Below are 21,526 nucleotides of genomic sequence, written 5' to 3' on the forward strand. Positions count from 1 at the left end.
GACCTCGATCCTGTTGCCGGGCCGCCGAACCCGACCCCGGTGGATCGGCTCGGCTCGGTCTTGGGCACGTCCGGCCAGGTTCCGCCTGACTCTGCTCCGCCGGCGCCCGGTCCCGTCCCAGCCACGCCCAGCTTCGTTGCGGGCTCGCCCACATCCAGTTCCCCCGGATACGGATACGGTCCCCCGTCCGGCTATCCGCCGCCCCCAGCCCCGCCCAGCCGGGCCAGCGGTCCCAAGACAGGACTGATAGTGGCTGCCGCGGTCGTGCTGGTCGTGGTACTCGGCGTCGGAGTCGCGATTGGACTCTCCGTGAGCGGCGGCTCGTCCACCGAGGCCGTGCCCGCGTCGATTCCTGCTTCACCGAGCCAGGTTCCGTCCGCGACCACCGTCCCGCCCTCCGCGCCGCCGGGAAAGTATTCGATGAGGGCGATCGCCAGTGCCTGCGATCTGCTCGACCCCAAGCCGTTGACGAAGTGGTCCTCCACACCGACCGCGCCGGTACACCGAGAAGACCCGCCTAGCGGCGGCTACGGCGGCGGTCTGACGTGCGATCTGAAGTACACCAGCACGTCCCCCACCGACGGCGTCACCACAGACGAAGCCGGAATCGGCGTCACCGTCGAGTTCACCTCCGCCGGCGAGCCACCGGGATACGACAAGTGGAACAACACCGGAGCCGCGCAGCAGGGGTGGAGCACCGGCACGATCCCCGGACTCGGCGCCCGCAACTACTGGCGCGGCATCGCCGTCACGGACCCGGCCCCGGGCGCGAGCTACGTTGTCGGGGTGCAGGACAGCAACGTGTCGGTGGAGGTCCAGGTGGCGGTCCACCGTGCGCGTGGCGAGGACCCGCTAAAACTGGACGATCTTTCCGCGATCGCGCAATCCCAGGCGCGGACAGTGCTGGATCGGCTTCGAGCCTGATCCCCACGGCACGTGAGTAGATCAAGGTTCTGTGCGCCATCAGATCAGCAACGCGTTAACCCGAGCCGGTGTCGGGTACTCGTCCGTATGCGACGACTACTGGAGACGACGGCGACGGTAGCGCTGCTGGTGAACGTGGCGGCATGCGGAGGAGTGCCAGCGACGGAGGTGGGACAGGGGGCAACGACGACCACGAGTGCACCGCCGCCGGCGGCGCAGTTGCCGATGGGAGGCCGGACGGTGTTCCCACAGCACCGGGTGGTGGCGTACTACGGGACGGCGGGGACGAAGGCGTTGGGAATCCTTGGCCAGGGAACGCCGGACCAGGCCGCAGAGGCGGTGGAGAAAGCGTCGAAGGGTTTCGAGGCACCGGACAAGACCGTGCAGCCGGCGATGGAGTTCATCGCGACGGTGGCGGATGGGGGACCTGGCAAGGACGGGACGTACAGCCACGACGTGGCGGCGAGCCAGGTGCAGACCTATCTGGACGCGGCGAGGAAGCATCACGAACTGTTCATCCTGGACGTCCAGCCAGGACAGAAGGACTTCCGGGACGCGGTGAAGCCGTGGGGGGATCTCCTCAAGCAGCCGGACGTGGGGCTGGCGTTGGACGCGGAGTGGCGGATGGCCCCGGGCCAGGTGCCGGGACAGGCGATCGGGCACGTGGACGCGCCGGAGGTTAACGGGGTGCTGGACTGGGTGGCGGGACTGACGAAGCAGCACAATCTGCCGCAGAAGGTGGTGGTGCTGCACATGTTCCGGGCCTCGATGGTCACGGGGATCAGCGAGGTGACCGAGCACCCGGAGTTGGCGCTGGTGCAGCATCTGGACGGGTTCGGGGACGTGAAGACCAAGACGGACAGCTATCACGCCATCGCACAGCCGAAGCGGTTCCATATGGGGTTCAAGCTGTTCTACACGCAGGATCACCCGCTGCTGAGCCCGAAGGACGTGCTGGCTATGTCGCCGCGGCCGGAGTTCGTGAGTTACCAGTGACGGAGACGATGCGAGCGATGAAGGCGGCCTTCGAGGCGGCGTAGGTGGCGCGGTCGTGGCGGAAGCGGTCGGCGAGGTAGTACTTGAGCTCGGCGTAGGCCCGGACGGTGTCGGGGTGGGTACGAAGGTAGTCGCGGTACGCGAGGCTGGAGAGCAGGGTGGGGTGGTCGAAGGCCCACACGGAGAGGCGGTGGGCCGGAAGCCCAGATGGGGTGGCGAAGGCGTCCCAACCGGCGCCGCCGAGGTGGCGGTAACCGAGGGGATCGAGGCGGCGGATCACGGCGGGAAGGTGGTCGACGGAGTCGACGACCACGGTCACGTCGAGAACGGGCTTGGCGGCCAGGCCGGGCACGGCGGTGCTGCCGACGTGCTCGATCCGGCTGGCCACACCCGACAGCGGCCCGGAGAGGCGTGATCGGAGCTCGGCGAAGGCGGCGGCCCACGCCGGGTCGTAGGGCACGATCTCGATCATCGGGCCGTCCGCAGCCGGGACACGAGCACGGCGCCGGCGACCATCACCAGGCCGATGGTGACCAGACCCCACTGGCTGGAGCCGAACAGGTCGGTCATCCACCCCACCCAGTACGGCCCGAGGAAGCCGGAGATGTTGCCGATGGAGTTGACCACGCCGATGCCGGCGGCGACGGCGGCTCCGGACAGGAAGGCGGACGGCAGGGTCCAGAAGCACGGGAACGCCGCCATGACGCCGATGGCGCAGGCGCACAGGCCGAGGTAGCCGAGCCACGGGGCGGAGGTCAGGAAGGCGGACACGGCCAGCAGCGCGCCACCGGCGGCCATCGGGGCCAGGGTGTAGAGCACGGGTCGCCCGTTCCGGTCGCACCGGCGGCCCCACCACACCATGGCGACCGCGCCGATGGCGTACGGCACGGCGGTCAGCAGGGTGACGGCCAGGTTCCCGAAGCCCAGCGAGGTCTTGAGGATGGTGGGCATCCAGAAGCCCAGCCCGTACAGGCCGAAGGTGATGGCGAAGTACACCAGCCCCAGCGCGATCACCCGGGGATGCAGCACGGCCCGCCGCACGGGCATCTCCGGCATGGCCGACTGCTCGGCGGCCAGTGTGGCGGTGATCGACGAGCGTTCCTCGGCGGACAGCCAGCGGGCGTCGGCGGGCCGGTTCGGCAGCAGCCACAGCAGCGCCAGCCCGAGCAGGATCGACGGCAGGCCCTCCAGCAGGAACAGCCAGCGCCAGCCGGCCAGTCCCCCGACCCCGTCCAGGCCGAGCAGCAGGCCGCCGAGCGGGGCGCCGATCGCCGTGGACAGCGGGACGGCGGTCATGAACAGGCCGACGACGGTGGCCCGCCGCGCGGCCGGGAACCAGTAGCCCAGGTAGAGGATCATGCCGGGGAAGAAGCCGGCCTCGGCCACGCCCAGCAGGAAGCGCAGCACGTAGAAGCTGACCTCGCCCTGGATGGCGGCGCAGGCGGCGGCCACGATGCCCCAGACGATCATGATCCGGGCCATCCACACCCGCGCCCCGACCCGGTGCATGATCAGGTTGCTCGGCGCGTCCAGCAGCACGTAGCCGACGAAGAGCAGCCCGGCGCCCAGCCCGTACGCCGTCGGCGACAGGCCGAGCTGCTTGTTCATGGTCAGCGCGGCCACGGACAGGTTGGTCCGGTCGAGGTAGGCGAAGAAGTAGCAGACGGCCATCAGCGGGACCAGTCGCCAGGTGGCCCTGGCCAGTGCCCGCTCGCCCACGACGCCGGAGATCATTCGCTGAGCTTATCGACAGCAACGTCCCGGACACTTCGACCCGGTGCGGCGCGTTGTAGGGGAAACGACCAAGGAGACGAGATGGGCCTGATCGGAACGCTGCTCGGGTTCGTGGTGACCCTGTTCATCCTGGTGATGATCATCCGCATGATCCTCGACTGGGTGTCGCTGGCCGGCCGCGGCCCGTACTGGACGACCCGGGCCCGGCAGCTCGCCCACGCCAGCACCGAGCCGGTGATCGCCCCGGTGCGCCGGGTGCTGCCACCGGTCCGGGCCGGCGGCATCGGCATCGACCTGGCCTTCACGGTGGTGTTCGTGGCCGCCCTGATCGTGCGGGGAATCCTGTTCAGCCTGTGACGGCGACCAGGGACAGCGCGTCCCGGACGCGGTCGGCGCAGTCCGCGCCGGGGGTGGTGAGCCAGTCCTCGACGGCGACCCGGAGGGCGGCGAAGCTGGCGGCGACGAGAAGCCGGGTGCGGAGCACCTGACGGGGGTCGGCGTCGGGGGGCAGGAGCTTGGCGACGAGCTGGTGCTCCTGCTCGACGGTGCGCTGCAGGAAGGTGGCGTGCAGGGCGGGGGTGCGGGCCAGCAGCTCCTGGACCCGGCGGAACCGCTCGTGGTCGCCCTCGATGGCGCCGATGACGGCCTCGGCCAGGGTCGGGGCCTGGTCGACGGCGGCCAGCAGTCGGGCGAACTCCTCGTCGTGCACGGCGAGCAGCACGGCTTCCTTGGCGGCGAAGTAGCGGAAGAAGGTGCGCGGGGACACGTCGGCGGCGGCCGCGATCTCCTCGACGGTGGCGGCCTCGAAGCCCTTGGACTCGAACAGCGCCAGCGCGGCGTCGACCAGGGCCAGTCTGGTCTCCTGCTTCTTGCGCTCGCGCAGCCCGCACAGCTTCGTCATCGGACGAGCCTATCGGACGAAGTGTCATTTGACGCCAAGTGGCAGAGTGTGCCACTTTCGTGTCATGACCTCTTGGCGTCCGGCCGACCTGCCCGACCTCACCGGCAAGACCGCGCTCGTCACCGGCGCGAACAGCGGCATCGGCCTGCACGCGGTGCTGGGCCTGGCCGAACACGGCGCGCATGTGCTGCTCGCGGCCCGCAACCCGGAGCGCGGCGAGAAGGCGATCGCGGCCGTGCGCAAGCAGCTGCCCGACGCCAAGGTGGAACTGGTCCAACTGGACCTGGCCGACCTGACCAACGTGCGCGAGACGGCCAAGGCGGTGCTGGCCGAGCACGAGCACCTGGACCTGCTGATCAACAACGCCGGCGAGAAGATGGTGTCCGAGCGCCGCACCACCCGCGACGGCTTCGAGGCCCAGTTCGGCACCAACCACCTCGGCCACTTCGCGCTGACCGGCCTGCTGCTGCCGGCGCTGCGCCCGGGCGCCCGGGTCGTCAACATCACCAGCCTGGCCCACAAGTTCGCCCCGTTCGACTTCGCCGACCCGCAGCACGAGCGCCGCTACTCGGCGGGCAAGTCCTACGGCAACTCCAAGCTGGCCAACATGATCTTCACGCTGGAGCTGGACCGCCGGCTGGCCGGCACCGGGATCACCAGCATGGCGGCGCACCCGGGCTTCGCCCTCGAACCGGGCGACAGCATCGGCAACCCGGTGCTGGACGTGCTGACCAAGCCGCTCATCCAGGACATGGCCGGCGGCGCGATGCCCACGCTGTACGCCGCGACCGTGCCCGACCTGCCCGGCGGCTCGCTGATCGGACCGGGGAAGCCCTTGCGCACCAAGGGATTCCCCCGACCCGAGAAGCCCTCCCGCAAGGCCACCGACCCGCGGGTGGGCCGCCGCCTGTGGGAGCTGTCCGAGGAACTGACCGACGTCCGCTACCTCAGCTCGACTTCCTGAACAGCTTGGTCACCAGTCGCAGCCCCTGCCGGGCCGTGAGGTCCGGCAGGTAGGCGCGGCCGATGGCGTTGCCGATCGCCGGCAGCGCCCCCGAGTCCGGGTAGGCCATGAACAGCGGCCGGTACTCGGGCTGGAACTTGGCCTTGAACGACAGCAGCGACCGGAACCCGTACACCGGCTCCAGCGCCTTGCCGGTCACGTCCAGGATCCGTTGCAGCGACGAGACTTCCTCGCCCCGGTCGAGCCGGGCCAGCGGAGCCCCGGACAGGCTGAGGAACCGGGCGCCCTCCTCCTTGAGCGTCAGCGCGGCCGAAGCGATCATGAACTCGGTGACGCCCCGGAAGCCGGCGCCGCGGCGGCGCATGAAGTCCAGCGTCCAGCCGACCGGCTTGTCGTCCTCGTACACCGGCAGCCAGCTCGTGACGCCGTGCACGGTGCGGTCCCGGTCCACCGCGACCAGGCAGCGCACCGACCGGTCGTTCAGCTCGTCCAGCCCGCCGAGGGTGAAGCCCATCTCGGGCATTCCCTTGTCCGCCACCCATTCCTCGGAGATGGCCCGCACCTGGTCGGTGATCGCCAGCGGCGCGTCCGGATAGGACAGCCACTCGGCGGTGATGCCCTCCTTGCCGGCCTTGTTCAACGCCGTCCGCACGTCCTGCCACTTCTTGCCGGTGAACTCCAGGTCGGCCAGCGGCACCACGGTGTCCTCGGCCACCTGGAGGGTCTGCCAGCCCAGCGCCACGGCCGCGTCCCGCACGTCGGCGGTGACGCTGTACAGGCACGGCGTCCAGCCGTTGTCGGCGCAGAACTGCTGGAAGCCGACCACCACCTCGCGGTGCAGGCCCGGGTCGCCGATCGGGCCGCCGGTGGTCAGCGCGACCGTGGCCGACACCCGGTAGGCCAGCGCGGCCTGCCGCAGCGGCGTGAACCAGTACTGGTTGCCCGGCCAGGTCGTCATGTATGCCAGCGAGGAGTTGGCGTTGCGCTCCATCAGCTTGCGGGCCACCACGGTGGCGTCCGCGTCCTGCACCGGCTTGGCCCGCCAGAAGCTGATCAGCAGCCCGATCAGCAGCACCACCCAGAACACCGCGCCGGTGTACTCCCACACCACGATGGCCAGGCCGCCGGTGGGCAGGAAGTCGTTCTCGGCCAGCAGGATGTAGCCGGGCGGCAGGTACCGGGCCGGCAGGTCGGCCAGCAGCCCGGCCAGGTCCGGCACCGGCTTGAAGTGGGCCCGGTCCAGGTAGCCGACGCCGACGTAGACCGCCGAGGTGGCCAGGAAGGTGCCGAGCAGGCCGGCCGCGAGCCGGCCGTAGGTGCGCTTCGGCGCGGTCACCGTGAACACGCCCCGGGTGACCAGCAGCAGCCCGCACACCACGAACGGCAGCAGCAGCGGCGGGATGTTGGTGATCAGGTCGGTCAGGTCGGACTCGGTGAAGAACACGAAGCCGCCGATGAACACCACGCAGCTCAGGCCGAGCATCACGTTGAACACCAGCGCCAGCCACCACGCGAACCGCCGGCCGCGGCGCAGCCCCTCGGCCACGGCCAGCAGCAGCAGCGCCGGCCCGACCGAGGTGATGCCCGAGCCGACGCCGGTGCCCAGCGACTCGACGGTGGCCAGCCGGCAGCCCGTGTCGTTGAGCCCGTTGGCGCAGGCCTCGGCGACGTTGCTGGCGTCGATGGACGGCGAGGCGAACATGAGCTGGAGCAGGCCGAGCGGGCCGGTGGCGGACTTGGAGAACAGGGTGGCGATCGGCCCCAGCGCCGTCGCCGAGACCAGCAGCGCGACCAGCACCTTGGTCTCCGAGCGGGACGGGGCGTTGATCACGACACGGGGCGGTCGGTTCAGCAGGGCCAGCCCGATGACCAGCCCGACCAGGCCGCCGGTCAGCCGCACCACGTCCTGCACGGTGCCGGAGTACAGCACCAGCACGGTGGTGCCGACCAGCAGGAACAGCCGCAGCCGCCGACGCCACAGCGCGCCGAGCCGGCAGCTCAGCGCCAGCCCCAGCCCGGTGACGCCCGGCGACAGGCCGAGCGTGGCCTGGTCGAAGACCTGCGAGGTCCACTGCTCGCCGGTCAGCGCGACCAGTCGCACCGCCGGGATCGCGACCAGCGCGCCGAGCACCTGGCTGGCCCCCAGCACCAGCAGGCTGCGGCGGGGGCCGAGCCGCCGCTCCGCGGGCACGCCGATCACCAGCAGCAGCGCGGTGGTCAGCAGGTAGCCGGTGAGGTCGAAGCACCACATGCCGTTGGTGACGACGGTCCACAGGTTGCCCTCGGCCAGGTCGTCCCAGTTCATGGCGACCACGTCGAGCAGGTTCTCCGGCGGGCCGCCGGGCAGGCTGCCGGTCACGATGGCCGTCAGCCACAGCAGCCCGACCAGGCCGATGGTGAACGGGGCGCTTCGCAGTGCCACCAGCGCTTGGACGGCGTTGTGCCGCCAGCTGGCGAGCGTGGTCATGAGGCTCCAGCCAGTCAGTCGTCAGCCAGTAGATGGTCGAAACATCAGAAGTACGTTCCGCACCAGGGGGCCTCGTCGAGCCGGAACAGCCGGTCCGCGTCGGCCAGCGCCGCCTCGTCGAACACCTCGACCAGGCCGGCGGCGGCGAACCGGCTCAGCGGCCGGTCGCCGAGATAGGCGGCGGCCAGGTCGGCGACGTCCAGCCGGAGCTGCGGGTCCCGGCCGGTGCGCTCGGCGCCGTCCGGTCCGACCAGGTAGCGGCCGCTGTTGGCCGGGAGTAAACCGTCGACGACCTCGATCACCACCGGCTCGGCCGAGCCGTAGGTGCGGGCCGCCAGCGCGGCCGGCACGTCCACCAGCCGCAACCAGGTCTCGTCCTCGAACTCGCCGTACTTGGCGGCCCGGGGATCGGCGAACAGCAGGTCCAGGTCCTCGTCCACGGGCCGGGTCGGCAGCGTCACGCTGCGGATCAGGTCCATGCCGAGCAGGAACTTCAGCAGGGTCGCGGTCGCCGTCGGGGTGGCGGCGAACAACGCCACCACCTCCATGGCATACGTGTAGTGCTCGCCTTTGAGCTCCTTGGCCTTGAAGGCGGCGAAGCCGTCCTCGTGGACCGCGAGCCGGGTGAACTTCTCGCGGCGCAGCACGAGTTGCCAGTAGCCGTCGGACATGGTGATGCCGCCGGGCCGGACCGTGCCGAACCGCTGGTGCAGCTCGGGCACCAGCCGCCGGACCTCGTCCTGGTTCTGCACCAGGCGGACGTCGCCGGCCACCGGCGCACCGGCGTGCAGACGCGCCCTCGCGGTGTCCAGCACCGCGCTGCGGGCGCGGGTGGCCACGCCGTAGCCGAAGCGCCGGTAGATGGTGCCCTCGGTGGCCCGAAGCGTGGCGATCGGCGCGGACGTGCCTTCCAGGAACGTCCGCATGATCGCGCTCACCACACCCCGGCGGGTCCGGTCCGCGCGCACGCCGACCCGGCTCACCGCGGCCATCGGCACGAGTTTGCCGCCAGGCAGCGCGATCACGGTGTCGCTGGCGGTCAGCGTGCCGATGACGCCCGAGTCGTCGACCGCGCCGATGCTGGTGGCGCGGTCGAACGAGTTGTGCACGTACGGCCAGTCCTCGTCGGTGGCCGGCGGCTCGTGCAGACAGGCCCGGAACAGCGTGTGACCAGCGCGCAGCTCGTCTTCGCCGCTGAGGGTACGGAGGTCGAACGGCGGCTCTGTCATGACCTGAACTCTACTGACGGTGTTGAAACGGATTACTGCGGCTGGCCGACCTCGTAGTGGCCGTCGTCGCTCTTGACGGTGATCTGCACCGTCTTCTGCGCACCGTCCACAGTGACCTGGCAGCTGAAGGTGACCCCGGCCTTGACCTGCTGGTTGTCCGGGCACTGCACGTTGCTGGCCTTGAGCTTGTAGTCGTTGGTCAGCACGCCGGTGACGCCCTGCTCCACCTTGGCCGTGTCGAAGACCTTCTTGGTGAACACGCCGGTCGCCAGGAGCACGACCACCACGATGACGATCAGCACCACCACGCCGATGATGCCGAAGATCAGGCCGCGGCCGCCCTTGCGGGGTGCGGGCGCGCCGGGGAAGCCGCCGCCGAACTGGCCGCCCGGCTGGGGCTGCTGTCCCCACTGCGGCTGCTGTCCGGGCGGGGGCTGCTGGCCCCACTGCGCGGTCTGCTGGGCCGGCTGGCCGTAGGGGGTGAAGCCGGGCTGCTGCTGCTGTTGCTGGGGGTAGCCCGGCTGGCCGCCGCCGTACGGGCTGGGCTGCTGGTACTGGCCCGGCTGGGGCTGCTGCTGCGGCTGGGCCGGCTGGCCGTACGGGTTCGAGGGCTGGCCCCACTGCTGCTGGGGCTGTTGCGGCTGGGCCGGGAAGCCACCGGACGGTGTGCCGGGATACCCGCCCTGGGGCTGCTGGCCCCACTGCTGCGGGTCGTTGCCCCCGGACGGTCCGTACGGGCTGGTCATTGTCGCCTCCGTGCTCTGCTCAACACCGAAATCCGGCCGCTTGGCCGCGATCAAACCACAGGGCGGCCCCGCCGCGTGGCCGCCCTGGACAAACACGCGTCGCCCCGCACGCTGCCACCATCCCGGCGGGGCCGAATCCGCCGTTCAGAGGGTCCCCATCGCCACCACCCCGCGGCGCAGCGCCTTGACCGCCTCGGCGGCGGTCGCGCCGACCGGCTCGGCCCGGCCGACCACGTCCCGGAGCTGGTCGAGCAGGTCGATCACCTGACGGCACCAGCGCACGAAGTCGCCGGCCGAGATCTCCTGGCCGTTGGTCTCGGCCGCGGTGAGCACCTTCTCCAGCGACTCGCCGCGGGCCCAGCGGTACACCGGCCAGGCGAAACCGGTGTCGGGCTGGCGGGTGCGGTCCAGCTTGTGCCGGCGCTCGTCCTCCTCGATGGCGGCCCACAGCCGCATCGTCTCCTGCATCGCCGTGGCCACCTCAGGCGTGGGCAGCCGCGGGTCCATGGGGCCGTCCCGGCGCGCCTCGAACACCAGCGACGACACCACCGCCGCCAGCTCCGGCACGGTGAGGTTCTCCCAGACGCCGTTGCGCAGGCACTCGGCCGCGAGCAGGTCGGACTCGCTGTACAGGCGGGCCAGCCGGCGGCCGTTGGCGGTGACGCCGTCGCCGTTGGCCTCCAGGTAGTCGCGCTCGCGCAGCAGGCCGCGGATCCGGTCGAACGCCCGGGCCAGGGAGTGCGTGGTCGAGGCGACCTGCCGCTCCAGCCGCTCGGTCTCGGCCAGCAGCCGGTGGTAGCGCTCGGCCCAGCGGGCGTGCGCCTCCCGGTCGTCGCAGCCGTGGCACGGGTGGGCCCGCATGGCCCGGCGCAGCGCCCCCAGCTCGGCGTCGTCGTGGGCGTCGCCGCGGCCGCGGCGGCCCTGCCGGTGCGGCGCCGTGATTCCCGTCTCACGCAGGCTGTTGGCCAGGTCGCGGCGGATCCGCGGGGAGCGCCAGTCCACGTTCTTGGGCAGCCGCATCCGGCCCAGCGCCTCCACCGGGGCCGGGAAGTCGGCGACCGACAGCGTGCCGGCCCAGCGGTCCTCGGTCAGCACGAACGGCCGGGGCTCGCCCAGCGGGTCCAGGCCCGGGTCGATCACCACGGCGATGCCCGAGCGGCGGCCCGAGGGCACCGCGATCACGTCGCCCTTGCGCAGCCGCTCCAGCGACTCGGCCGCCTCGGCCCGGCGGCTGGCGCTGTTCTGCCGGGACAGCGCCTTCTCCCGGTCGGTGAGCTTGCGACGCAGCTCGGCGTACTCGGCGAAGTCGCCGAGGTGGCAGGTCATGGACTTGGCGTAGCCGGCCAGCGCCTCCTTGCCGCGCTCGATGCGGCGGGACAGGCCCACCACCGAGCGGTCGGCCTGGAACTGGGCGAAGGACTGCTCCAGCATCTCGCGGGCGGCCTGCGCGCCGACCTGGTGGACCAGGTTGACGGCCATGTTGTAGCCGGGCCGGAAGCTGGAGCGCAGCGGGTAGGTGCGGGTCGAGGCCAGGCCGCCGACCTGCTTGGGGTCGATGCCCGGCTGCCACACCACCACGGCGTGGCCCTCCACGTCGATGCCGCGCCGGCCGGCCCGGCCGGTGAGCTGGGTGTACTCCCCCGGCGTGAGATCCACGTGGGCCTCGCCGTTGTACTTGACCAGCTTCTCCAGCACGACCGTGCGGGCCGGCATGTTGATGCCCAGGGCCAGCGTCTCGGTGGCGAACACGACCTTGACCAGGCCGCGGACGAACAGCTCCTCGACCGTCTCCTTGAACGCCGGCAGCAGGCCGGCGTGGTGGCTGGCGATGCCCCGCTCCAGGGCCTCTCGCCACTCCCAGTAGCCGAGCACGACCAGGTCGCCCTCGGGCAGGTCCTTGGTGCGCTCGTCGATGATGCCGCGGATGACGTCGATGTCCTCGGGGGACGTCAGCCGCATGCCGGCCCGCACGCACTGGGTGACCGCCGCCTCGCAGCCGGCCCGGCTGAACACGAAGTCGATGGCCGGCAGCAGCCCGGCCTGCTCCAGCCGGCCCACCACGTCCACCCGCGACGGCGGGCGGAAGCGCGGGCCGCCACTGCGGGCCCGGGACGCGCGGGGGCCGCGGCCGTGGCTGTACGGCACGTGGTGGCGGCCCATCTCCTCGGCCCGGCGCAGCAGCTGCGGGTTGATCCGGGCCTCGTTGCCGCCGTCGTCGGCGAACAGGTTCTCGATCCGGCCGCCGAGCATCATGTGCTGCCACAGCGGCACCGGCCGGTGCTCGTCGACCACCACGGTCGTGTCGCCGCGGACCTCGAGCAGCCACTCGCCGAACTCCTCGGCGTTGCTGACCGTGGCCGACAGGCCCACCACCTTCACCGTCTCCGGCAGGTGCAGGATCACCTCCTCCCACACCGCGCCGCGGAACCGGTCGGCCAGGTAGTGCACCTCGTCCATCACCACGAAGGCGAGGTTGTCCAGCGCCGAGGAGCCCGCGTACAGCATGTTGCGCAGCACCTCGGTGGTCATCACCACCACCGGGGCGTCGCCGTTGATCGAGGAGTCGCCGGTGAGCAGGCCCACCTTGTCGGCGCCGTAGCGGGCGGTCAGGTCGGCGAACTTCTGGTTGGACAGGGCCTTGATCGGCGTGGTGTAGAAGCACTTGGCGCCCTGGCCCAGCGCGAGGTGCACGGCGAACTCGCCGACCACGGTCTTGCCCGCGCCGGTCGGGGCGCACACCAGCACGCCGTGCCCGTCCTCCAGGGCCTCGCAGGCCTGCCGCTGGAACGGGTCGAGCTCGAAGGAGAGCACCGAGATGAAGTCGGTCAGCCGGGGCCGGGCAGCCCTACGCTTGGACGCCGCGTAGGCCTCGGCGGGGGACTGGCCCGGTGATGCGCTGGAAGCCACGACACCAGAGTTTCATACAAGCCTGACAATCGCGTCCAAGATCTACTGTGGCGCGCCCGGAAACTGTCAGGGGTGCGCGTTTAGATGTAGACGTGCGGGTCGCGGTGGTGCCCACCGGCGAGGGTGGGGCGTGGACGAGGGAGCTGGCCGAGGACGGCCAGCCGCTGGGTGAGCCGCGTCTGTGGACCGACCTGCCGGTGGCGGTGGCCGCCTACGAGCCGTCGGGGCCGCGCTGGGTGTGGGCGCACACCATGGACATCTATCCCCGGCTGCTGGCGGCCGGGGTGCGGGTGGAGCGCTGTCACGACGTCGAGCTGACCGAGACCCTGCTGATGGGCTACGTGGGCCGGTGGGGCTCGCCGCGGAGCGTGGCGGCGGCGTGGGCGCGGCTGACCGGCGGGCCGGTGCCGCCGGACAAGGCGCCCCGGTCGCGGGACACGCAGCCGACCCTGTTCGACGCCGAGCAGGCCGATCCGCTGGGCGGGGCGGATCCGCTGGAGGTGCTGCTGGCTGTGCACGCCGACCAGCTCAGACGGATCGGCGAGACGGCGCTGCCGGGGCGGTTCCGGCTGCTGGTGGCGGCCGAGTCGGCGGGGGCGCTGGCGGCGGCCGAGATGGGGCACGTGGGGCTGCCGTGGCGGGCTGACGTGCACTCCGAGCTGCTGACGGAGATGCTGGGCCCGCGCCAGGCCTACGGGCTGCCGCCGCGCAAGCTGGGCGAGCTGTCCGAGCGGGCCGCCCTGGCGCTCGGCGACCGGAAGCTGCATCTGGACTCGCCGGCCGAGGTGCTGAAGGCGTTCTCCCGGGCCGGCATCCGGCTGTCGTCGACCCGGTCGTGGGTGCTCAAGGAAGTGGATCATCCGGCGGTGCCGCTGCTGCTGGAGTACAAGGAGCTGTACCGGATCTACACCGCCCACGGTTGGGCGTGGCTGTCGGCGTGGGTGCACGACGGCCGGTTCCGGCCGGAGTACGTGCCCGGCGGTGTGGTGTCCGGCCGGTGGGCCACGCGGGGCGGCGGGGCGCTGCAGATCCACAAGCGGGTGCGGCGGGCGGCCATCGCCGACCCGGGCTGGGTGCTGGTCGTGGCCGACGCCGGTCAGTTGGAGCCGCGGGTGCTGGCGGCGCTGTCCGGGGACGAGAAGCTGGCCCGCGCCGGCGCGTCCGGAGACCTGTACCGGGCGCTGGCCGACGAGGCGTTCGGCGGCGACCGGCCGCGGGCCAAGATCGGCATGCTGGCCGCCCTGTACGGGCAGACCAGTGGCGAGGCCGGGGTGCTGGTCGCGGCGCTGCGGCGGAAGTTCCCCCGGGCCGTGGACCACGTGGAGAAGGCGGCCCAGATCGGCGAGTCCGGCGGGCTGGTGCGGTCCTGGCTGGGGCGCACGTGCCCGCCGGCGACGTCCGGCTGGGTCGAGGGCGGGCTGGATCCCGAACCCGTCGAGGAGGCCTCCGACTCCGGGGCCCGCAACCGGGCGCGGGGGCGGTTCACCCGCAACTTCGTCGTGCAGGCCAGCGCCGCCGACTGGGCGCTGGCCCTGTTGGCCACGCTGCGCACTGCCCTGACCGGCATCGGGGTCGAGGGGGCGCGGCCGGAGCTGGTGTTCTTCCAGCACGACGAGGTGATCGTGCACTGCCGGGCCGAGGACGCCGCCGAGGTGACCGCCGTGCTCGAGCAGGCGGCTGAGACCGCCGGCCGGGTCGTGTTCGGCGACACCCCGGCCCGCTTCCCGCTCGATATCGCCGCCGTCGAGTGCTACGCCGATGCCAAATAGGAGAATGTGTCCGTGACAGCAACACCGATCCGGCTCGGCGTCATCGGTCTCGGCGTGATGGGCCGCCGCACCTTCGACCAGGCGCTGCGGCATCCCGACTTCGAGGTGACGTTCGCGGCGGACGCCAACCCCAAGCTCGTCGACGAGCTCCAGGCCGCGCATCCCGGCATCCCGTTCCTCGCGCCGACGGAGTTCCCGGACCATGTGGACGCGATCTACATCGCCACTCCCCCGGCTTGGCACGCCTGCTACGCGCTGCTGGCGTTGAACCACGGCATCGCGGTGTTCTGCGAGAAGCCGCTGGCCGTGGATCTGGCCGAGGGCCGGGAGATGGTGGCCGCGGGCGGCGTCACGGCGGTCAACTTCCCGCTGTCCGACACCAATGCCACGCTGTATCTGGAGGACGTCATCCCGGACGCCGGCGAACTGCTCGGTGTCGATGTGCGGATGACGTTCCCGCAGTGGCCGCGGTCGTTCCAGGCCCCGGCGGCCTGGGTCGGTGAGCGGGCCGAGGGCGGCTTCGTCCGGGAGGTCTTCTCCCACTTCGCCTATCTCACCGACCGCCTGGTGGGTCCGATCCGGACTGTTGAGGCCACTGTGGACTATCCGGAGACCGGCAGCGAGGTCGCCGCCCGCGGGCTGCTCCGCGCCGGGGAGGTTCCGGTGCAGGTCTCCGGGTACGCCGGGGTGGCGGCGGCCGAGAGCTACGAGTGGATCCTCTGGGGCACAAGGCGTTCGTACCGTCTGCTGAACTGGACGCAGCTGTCCTTCTCCGACGGCGGCGACTGGCAGCCCATCGATCTGGCCGGCGGCGGCTCCGGGGCCGAGTCGACGCGGCTGTCCCTGTTCGCCGAGGCCGTTCGGGGCCGGCGGCCGGCCAACCTCGCCGACTTCGCGGACGCGCTCCGAGTGCAGGAGGCGGTCGAGGCGTTCTACCGCTGAGGAACGCCTCGCGCCGAGGTCCACTCATCCACCGCGGCAGCACAGCCCACGCCGACACCGAGCACACCAGCTGCCACGAGGAGGTTGCCGCCCGGTGTGAGGTAGTACGCGAGTCCGGCGACAACCACGATGCTCGGCGCGAGCTGGACCGTGTAGGTCCAGGGTCGCATCCGACACACATCGGTAGTACTACCTAGTGGTGTGCAGGCCGGCAGGAACCGGCCTGCACACCACCGGACTACGTGGCGCTCAGCACGCCCGCGCCCCAGCCGTCACCGTCGCGGTGCACGGCCCTGGCCTTCAGGATGAAGGTCAGCAGTTCCGGCGAGAGCCACTTGCCGCCGAACTCCTGCCTGGTCAGGGCGGCGACACCGGCGGAGCTCGGGGTCGCGGCCGACGTGCCGTAGAAGCGGCAGTCGCCCGGCTTCACCGCGGGACAGGTGCCCGAGCCGAACGGGCCGACACCGCTGACCTGGACACCGTCGGTGGCGGTGTAGGTCGGCGCCGGGGCGGTCCGCGCGTGCCCGCCGGGAACGCCCTTGCACGGGCCGATTCCCTTGCCGGGGCACTGGGTCGTGGTGATCAGCTGCACCGGGCCAGCGGCGCTGTAGGCCTCCAGCGGGCTGGTCGTCGGGTCCACGGTGGCGCTCGCGTTGGTGGCCGCGGCGCTGGTGGCGAAGCCCAGGTAGTTGGAGTCCGGGTTCAGCGAGCCGGCGCGGTCGGTCGGGTCCAGGGTCTGCACGCCGGACGCGAGGGCCCGCCAGCGCAGGTCGAGGGTGGGCACGGCCCGCGCCGAGGAGGTGCCGGCCACGTCCACCACGAGCCGCGCTGCCTGCGCCACGCCGGTGGTGTTGGTGTAGGTGAACTGCTCCAGCGTGTCGCCGACCCCGTTGGCCTGCTTGGCATTGCTCCACGCCAGGCAGTTGCCGGCGGCGTCGATCAGGTACAGGTTCAGGTCGGTGAAACCGCCCTGGCCGGTGGTCGGGTAGATCGCCCGCGGCTCGCTCCACTGCAGCGTCGGCATCAACGAGGCGCCGGGCAGCAGGTTGAGGTTGTAGGTGTTGTCCGTGCCGCGCAGGTTCACCGTGTTGTGGATCGGCGCGGGGCAGTTGGTCTGCGCGCTGGCCTGGTCGTCGGGCGTGCGGCCGGTGCCCTTGGCCGCTACGCGCGGGGCGTGCCGGTTGCCGAGATTACCGGCCGAGGAGGAGACCCAGATGCCGTGCTTGGCCAGGGACTCGGCGGTAGTCGCGCCCAGGCCCTGCTGGAAGGCGGGCTCGTCGTCGAAGGCCAGGTCCTCGGTGATGATCGTGGCGCCGGCGGCGGCCAGGTCGTGGAAGCCCTTGACGTAGTCGGCCAGGGTGTCGCCGCTGGTGGCGTACATCAGCTTCGCGTCGGGGGCGATGTCGTGGACGATCTCCATCATCGCCGTGCCCTCGTCGTTGTCGTACGAGGCCTGGCTGAGGATCTTCGTGTCGGCCGGCAGCTCGCCGCGGGCGATGGACTCGGCCACGTGGTCGGCGTCGCCGGACATCACGCCGACCGTCTGCCCCTTGCCGGTCAGGCCGCGCTGCTGGGCGATGTCGGCCTTGTGCAGCTGGACGGCCTCGGCGGTGTTCGGACCGACGTCGGTCGCCGGCCGCAGGCTGGGCCGCAGCGTCGACACCCACGGCAGCGCCGCGACCGCGTCGAGCTTGTCGACCGGCACCACCGTGCTGACCAGGCCCGCCACCGGCAGGTCAGCCCCCGGGACCGCGGCGAGGTCGGCGGCGTTGGTCTTGACGGTCACGCCGAGCGACCGCAGCTGGTTCTCCTGGTCCGCGTTGACCGGGCCGTCGGCGTACAGCTGGACGCCGACGCCGTTCTGGTCCAGCTCGACCGCGTTGGCGGTCAGCTGTCTGGCCTTGCCGGCCCCGAGGCGGGAGACCTGTTCGGCCTGCTGCCGCAGCATCGACGGGATCTTGTACGACGTGTCCTCGACCGCCGCCGTTGCCGGGGTGCCTGTCACGGTGAGCAGCGGCACCACCAGCGCGACACCGGCCACGAGCGCGCGTAAGCGCCCTGTCATATTTCCTCCCCAAAGTCACCCGTTTGGGGTCACTCTATGAGGGAAGTGACAAACCGGACACCGTCCGATCGTCGGGTAGACAAGGGCCGAATCGACCACCCACCCCAGGTACGCGATGCGCTATTTCTGCAGCTCGCTGCAGATGAGCCGGTGGATCTCGGCCGGCGGCGGGAACTGCTGGGTCAGCCGGTCGCCCAGGGCGCTGGCCGACGCGCCGGCCTTGGGCCACACCTTCACCACCGCCGGCAACGCCTCCGGCCGGGCCGTCTTGAGCACGTCCGGCTGGTCGGCGAACATCCGCTGGAACTCCTCGAACGTCTGCTGCTGGGTCTGCGTGACCACCGACGCCACGTCCTGGTGGGTGGCCAGCACCTGCGCCCGGACCTGGGGTAACTCCGCGTCGTTGTGGAGGTAGATGTCCACTTCGTCAGCCTTCCCGCACTGCTTCGGGGCCGCCGTCTGGGACAAGGTCGGAGACCACACCGCCAGACCCGCCACCCCGGCCACCGCCACCACGCCGAGCACCAGGGCCATCACCAAGTACTGAGTGCGCACGGGCGCAACTCTGTCACTCCGCTGCCGCCTCCGCGGACACCGCCTCCAGCAGCTCCGCCATCCGGTCCAGCGTCACCTTGTGTTCGGCCAGCTCGTAGTCGGCGGCCAGCTCGCGCGGGTCGTGGTGGCCGACGAAGGCCGTCTCCCCGTCCTGCCACACCACCATCCGCAGCGGCAGGTCCAGCCCTACCCGCGGGTCGCTGGCCATCAGCGGCGTGCCCGCGTGCGGATTGCCGAACAGCACCACGTCGATGGGCGTCAACTGCATGTCCGCCCGCCGCGCGTGTTCGGCGTGGTCGATGTGCGCGAACACCGTCAGCTCACGGTGTTCCAGCGCGGCGATCAGTCGGGACACGGTGGATCTCTGGCCATGGCTGCTCTTGCGGATCATCACGGGGACAGTGTCCGCCCCGTGGCAAGGTCCCGCACCGGAGGGCCGCCGGACGACGGCCCTCCGGGCAGGCCTAGCTGGGCACGGAGTCGGTGAAATGCGTGCCGGACGCCTCATAAGCGGACACCGCACTGTCCACTTGGGACGGAGTGAGCGCGCCGCCACCGTTGAAGTACACCCAGTTCACCTTCTCGTCCCAGGTGCGCTGGCCGGTGAACGGCAGGTCGATGAACCACTCGTTGAAGTCGATGGTCATCTTGTCGCGCGGGTAGTACTTGCCGTTGCTGGAAAAGTAGACCTGTCCGTCCACATAGTACGTGACGGTGCCGCCCGCGACGGTCATCACCAGCGTGTGCCAGCCCTGCAGGCTGGAGAGCACGTTGTGGGTGACCCGGTCCATGGCGTCGGCGCTGTACCAGGTGGTGGTGTACAGCGTCGGCCCGGGCGCGCCCCAGCCGCCGTTGGGCAGGTACTCGTTGTCGAGCTCGCTGTAGAGCGACTCGTCCGGAGTGATGGTGTAGAAGGTTTCGTTGACGTGGTCGCCGTTCTGGCCGCTGGTGGGGGCGTCGTTGAAGTACACCCGAGCGGCGTAGGTGCCTTCGAGGAACTTGCGTTGGACGGTGTCGATCTCGGCCTGGGTGGTGTTGGCCGCGGTGCCGTCGGTCTTGGCCTCCAACTGCATCACCCGGCCGCCGACGGCGGTGGTGTCGGCGGGGAAGGTGATGGCGTTGGCCGACCAGGTGTTGGCGATGCCGGGGCCGCCGGCGCCGGTGCGCACGCTCCAGCCGTGCGCGGCCAGGGCCGGGTCGGCGGAGTTGCTGTAGTGGAAGTCGTCGAACAGGGCGGCGCCGCTCGGCGGCGGGCCGCCGGGCGAGGTGGTGGTGGTTGTCGTGGTGGTCGGGCCGCCGCCGGCCGGGGCGGTGCCGAAGGCCAGCGCGCCGCCGACGTAGGCCGCGACGTTGGTGTTGACGGCGTAGTCGGTGTCGGCCCCGTTGAACGAATAGTCGTTGGCCTGGTTGACGTTCTGCCAGTCCTGCCGGTACAGCCGGAGCTGGATGTCACCGCTGTCGGAGCCGGGGGCTACCGAGCCGCTGGTGAAGCTGACCTGGAGGTAGTGGTCGGCGGTGGCGGTGGGCGTGGCCAGAGTGCCGATCGTGCCGGTGATGTTGCCGCAGCCGACGACCGCCCAGGCGCACGCGAACACGTACGGGCTGGCGCCGTCGGCGGTGAAGTAGTAGCGCAGGGTGACCTGGTTCAGCGCGAGCGCGCTGCTCCCGGTGTTGACGATCTTGAACCAGGGTTCGGCCTCGCCGGCGCTGGCCGGTGTCGAGGTCTTGTACTGCACGCTGAGCACTGGCGTCGCGGCCAGCGCCGGATGGATGGCGTAGAGGCTGGCCGCCGCGCACACGGCCGCGGCGGCGGCGATGGCGGCGCGGCGTCGGCCCCGTGGCCGGGCAGGGTTGTGGTCCATCGGTTCTCCTCGGTCGAACGACGCGTGGCGGCCTCGTCGACATCCGACTGACCATTGGTCAATCGAATGCGGTACACGGTGAACCCAGGTTGGCCAGCTGTCAAGGGTCTTGACATGACCAATGGTCAAGCCTCAATCTCTGGCGCCATGTCCAGACGAAGCCGCGCCGCGTTAACCATGGCCGCCGCCGCCCTCGCCGCCGCCGCGTGCGGAGCCGGTCCGGCCGACACCACTGCCCAGTCCAAGGCCATCACCGTGTGGCTGATGGACGGCGATCTCAGCGACCACGCCGTCGCCGCGATCAACACCGCGTTCGAGCAGGCCACCGGGGCCAAGGTGACAGTGCGGACCCAGGAATGGGACAACATCAACACCAAGATCAGCACCGCGCTGGCCCAGGACAGCACCCCGGACGTGCTGGAGATCGGCAACACCGACGTGCCGCTGTTCGCGGCCAACGGCGCGCTGGCCGATCTGACCGAGCACAGGGCCGACCTGTCGGCCGGCCAGGCGTGGCTGCCGGGGCTGGCCGGCCCGGCCACCGTGGACGGCCGGATCTACGCCGCGCCGCTGTTCGCCGGCAACCGCGCGGTGATCTACCGGAAGTCCCTGTGGGCCAAGGCCGGCGTCACCGCACCGCCGACGACGCTCGCCGAGCTCACCGCCGATCTGGACAAGATCAAGGCGGCCAGTCCGGACCCGGCGTTCTCCGCGTTCTACTTCCCCGGCCAGTACTGGTACGGGGCCCTGCAGTTCGTCTGGGACGCAGGCGGCCAACTGGCCACGACGGACAGTGGAAAGTGGACCGGAGCGCTGGAGAAACCGGCCGCGCAGCAAGGACTCAAGGCCTGGCAGCAGTTCCAGAACACTTACTCCGGCGCGGCCTCACGCAACGTGGACACCAAGGCCCCGGACCAGGCGGCGCTGTTCGCCCAGGGTGGGACCGCGGCGATCCTGGACACCAGCGTGAACACCATCCTCAAGGACAACCCGGCGCTCAAGGACGACCTCGGCACGTTTCCGTTCCCCAGCGCCACTTCAGGCAAGACGCAACCGGTGTTCCTCGGCGGGTCCGACCTCGGCGTCGCCGCCAAGTCGCAGCACCAGGAGTTGGCACTGGCGTATCTGAAGGCGGCCGCGGACCCGGCGGTGCAGAAGTCGGCGATCGTCGGCATCGACCGCTGGACGCCGGTCTCCACCCAGATCATCGACCAGGTCACGCCGACCCTGCCGCCGTTGAGCGCCGCGTTCTTCACCGCCGCCAAGTCCTCCGGCAGCACGCCGGCCACGCCGGGCTGGGCCACCGTGGAGAGCGACAAGTCGATCAACACCTTCTTCGCCGACATCGCCACCGGCCGCAAGTCGACCGCCGACGCCGCCAAGGACTTCGACGCCCACCTCGACCAGGCCCTGAACGCGAAGCAATGAGCACCGACACCCTGAGAACGTCATCGCCGGCAGCAGC

At 71.1% G+C, this 21,526-nt stretch carries 18 protein-coding genes; 7 read left to right on the forward strand and 11 right to left on the reverse strand.

The features are described from left to right. Positions 1-249: 249 nt before the first annotated feature. On the forward strand, positions 250-924 hold the full coding sequence (locus tag JJ691_RS13705) for a hypothetical protein (protein ID WP_211769157.1): 675 nt from the start codon (positions 250-252) through the stop codon (positions 922-924). 240 nt (positions 925-1,164) lie between these two features. Then, positions 1,165-1,920: a hypothetical protein gene (locus JJ691_RS13710; protein ID WP_211769158.1), complete on the forward strand. Its 756-nt coding sequence runs from the start codon at positions 1,165-1,167 to the stop codon at positions 1,918-1,920. On the opposite strand, the gene JJ691_RS13715 is transcribed toward JJ691_RS13710, so the two are convergent. Further along, the gene (locus JJ691_RS13715; RefSeq protein ID WP_211769159.1) at positions 1,883-2,392 is read right to left on the reverse strand and encodes a GrpB family protein; all 510 of its coding nucleotides are present in this window, start codon (positions 2,390-2,392) and stop codon (positions 1,883-1,885) included. The genes JJ691_RS13710 and JJ691_RS13715 overlap by 38 nt on opposite strands. Then, on the reverse strand, positions 2,389-3,654 hold the full coding sequence (locus JJ691_RS13720; protein WP_211769160.1) for an MFS transporter: 1,266 nt from the start codon (positions 3,652-3,654) through the stop codon (positions 2,389-2,391). The genes JJ691_RS13715 and JJ691_RS13720 overlap by 4 nt, the downstream gene beginning before the upstream one ends. An 81-nt stretch (positions 3,655-3,735) precedes the next feature. Here JJ691_RS13720 and JJ691_RS13725 point away from each other — a divergent pair, with 81 nt between their 5' ends. Further along, positions 3,736-4,011, forward strand: coding sequence for a YggT family protein (locus tag JJ691_RS13725; protein WP_211769161.1), 276 nt, complete (start codon positions 3,736-3,738; stop codon positions 4,009-4,011). Here JJ691_RS13725 and JJ691_RS13730 read toward each other — a convergent pair. After that, positions 4,001-4,555 (reverse strand): TetR family transcriptional regulator, encoded by a 555-nt coding sequence (locus JJ691_RS13730; RefSeq protein WP_211769162.1) that lies wholly within the window; start codon positions 4,553-4,555, stop codon positions 4,001-4,003. The two genes, JJ691_RS13725 and JJ691_RS13730, sit on opposite strands and share 11 nt — an antisense overlap. A 64-nt stretch (positions 4,556-4,619) precedes the next feature. On the opposite strand from JJ691_RS13730, the gene JJ691_RS13735 reads away from it, so the two are divergent. After that, complete coding sequence (locus tag JJ691_RS13735) at positions 4,620-5,519, forward strand: oxidoreductase (RefSeq protein WP_211769163.1); 900 nt, start codon at positions 4,620-4,622, stop codon at positions 5,517-5,519. On the opposite strand, the gene JJ691_RS13740 is transcribed toward JJ691_RS13735, so the two are convergent. The 4 genes from JJ691_RS13740 to JJ691_RS13755 all read right to left on the reverse strand — a co-directional run bounded on the left by JJ691_RS13740 (position 5,503) and on the right by JJ691_RS13755 (position 12,868). Then, the gene (locus JJ691_RS13740) at positions 5,503-7,986 is read right to left on the reverse strand and encodes a bifunctional lysylphosphatidylglycerol flippase/synthetase MprF (protein ID WP_211769164.1); all 2,484 of its coding nucleotides are present in this window, start codon (positions 7,984-7,986) and stop codon (positions 5,503-5,505) included. The two genes, JJ691_RS13735 and JJ691_RS13740, sit on opposite strands and share 17 nt — an antisense overlap. Before the next feature lie 44 nt (positions 7,987-8,030). Continuing rightward, positions 8,031-9,215: a GNAT family N-acetyltransferase gene (locus tag JJ691_RS13745; protein WP_211769165.1), complete on the reverse strand. Its 1,185-nt coding sequence runs from the start codon at positions 9,213-9,215 to the stop codon at positions 8,031-8,033. Positions 9,216-9,247: 32 nt separating this feature from the next. Further along, entirely contained in the window at positions 9,248-9,961 is a 714-nt protein-coding gene (locus tag JJ691_RS13750) for a DUF4333 domain-containing protein (RefSeq protein ID WP_211769166.1), read from the reverse strand. Between the two features lie 144 nt (positions 9,962-10,105). Beyond that, on the reverse strand, positions 10,106-12,868 hold the full coding sequence (locus JJ691_RS13755) for a DEAD/DEAH box helicase (RefSeq protein ID WP_211769167.1): 2,763 nt from the start codon (positions 12,866-12,868) through the stop codon (positions 10,106-10,108). A 92-nt stretch (positions 12,869-12,960) separates the two neighbouring features. Between JJ691_RS13755 and JJ691_RS13760 the strand changes: the two genes are divergently transcribed. Continuing rightward, positions 12,961-14,637: a bifunctional 3'-5' exonuclease/DNA polymerase gene (locus JJ691_RS13760; RefSeq protein ID WP_249227896.1), complete on the forward strand. Its 1,677-nt coding sequence runs from the start codon at positions 12,961-12,963 to the stop codon at positions 14,635-14,637. Between the two features lie 12 nt (positions 14,638-14,649). Beyond that, positions 14,650-15,579 carry a Gfo/Idh/MocA family protein gene (locus tag JJ691_RS13765; protein WP_211769168.1) on the forward strand — a complete coding sequence of 310 codons (930 nt, stop codon included), beginning with the start codon at positions 14,650-14,652 and terminating at the stop codon, positions 15,577-15,579. Between the two features lie 238 nt (positions 15,580-15,817). Here JJ691_RS13765 and JJ691_RS13770 read toward each other — a convergent pair whose 3' ends face one another. From JJ691_RS13770 to JJ691_RS13785, 4 genes are all read right to left on the reverse strand, one after another. Then, complete coding sequence (locus JJ691_RS13770) at positions 15,818-17,644, reverse strand: S8 family serine peptidase (protein ID WP_211769169.1); 1,827 nt, start codon at positions 17,642-17,644, stop codon at positions 15,818-15,820. A 120-nt stretch (positions 17,645-17,764) separates the two neighbouring features. Beyond that, on the reverse strand, positions 17,765-18,199 hold the full coding sequence (locus JJ691_RS13775; protein ID WP_211769170.1) for a permease-like cell division protein FtsX: 435 nt from the start codon (positions 18,197-18,199) through the stop codon (positions 17,765-17,767). A gap of 13 nt (positions 18,200-18,212) precedes the next feature. Then, positions 18,213-18,590, reverse strand: coding sequence for a DUF302 domain-containing protein (locus tag JJ691_RS13780; RefSeq protein ID WP_249228225.1), 378 nt, complete (start codon positions 18,588-18,590; stop codon positions 18,213-18,215). Between the two features lie 73 nt (positions 18,591-18,663). Further along, positions 18,664-20,061 (reverse strand): cellulose binding domain-containing protein, encoded by a 1,398-nt coding sequence (locus tag JJ691_RS13785; RefSeq protein ID WP_211769172.1) that lies wholly within the window; start codon positions 20,059-20,061, stop codon positions 18,664-18,666. Positions 20,062-20,208: 147 nt separating this feature from the next. On the opposite strand from JJ691_RS13785, the gene JJ691_RS13790 reads away from it, so the two are divergent. Continuing rightward, positions 20,209-21,489 (forward strand): extracellular solute-binding protein, encoded by a 1,281-nt coding sequence (locus tag JJ691_RS13790; RefSeq protein ID WP_211769173.1) that lies wholly within the window; start codon positions 20,209-20,211, stop codon positions 21,487-21,489. The last annotated feature ends 37 nt before the right edge of the window (positions 21,490-21,526 follow it).

This window comes from Kutzneria sp. CA-103260, from assembly GCF_018263855.1.
Taxonomy (GTDB): Bacteria; Actinomycetota; Actinomycetes; order Mycobacteriales; family Pseudonocardiaceae; genus Kutzneria.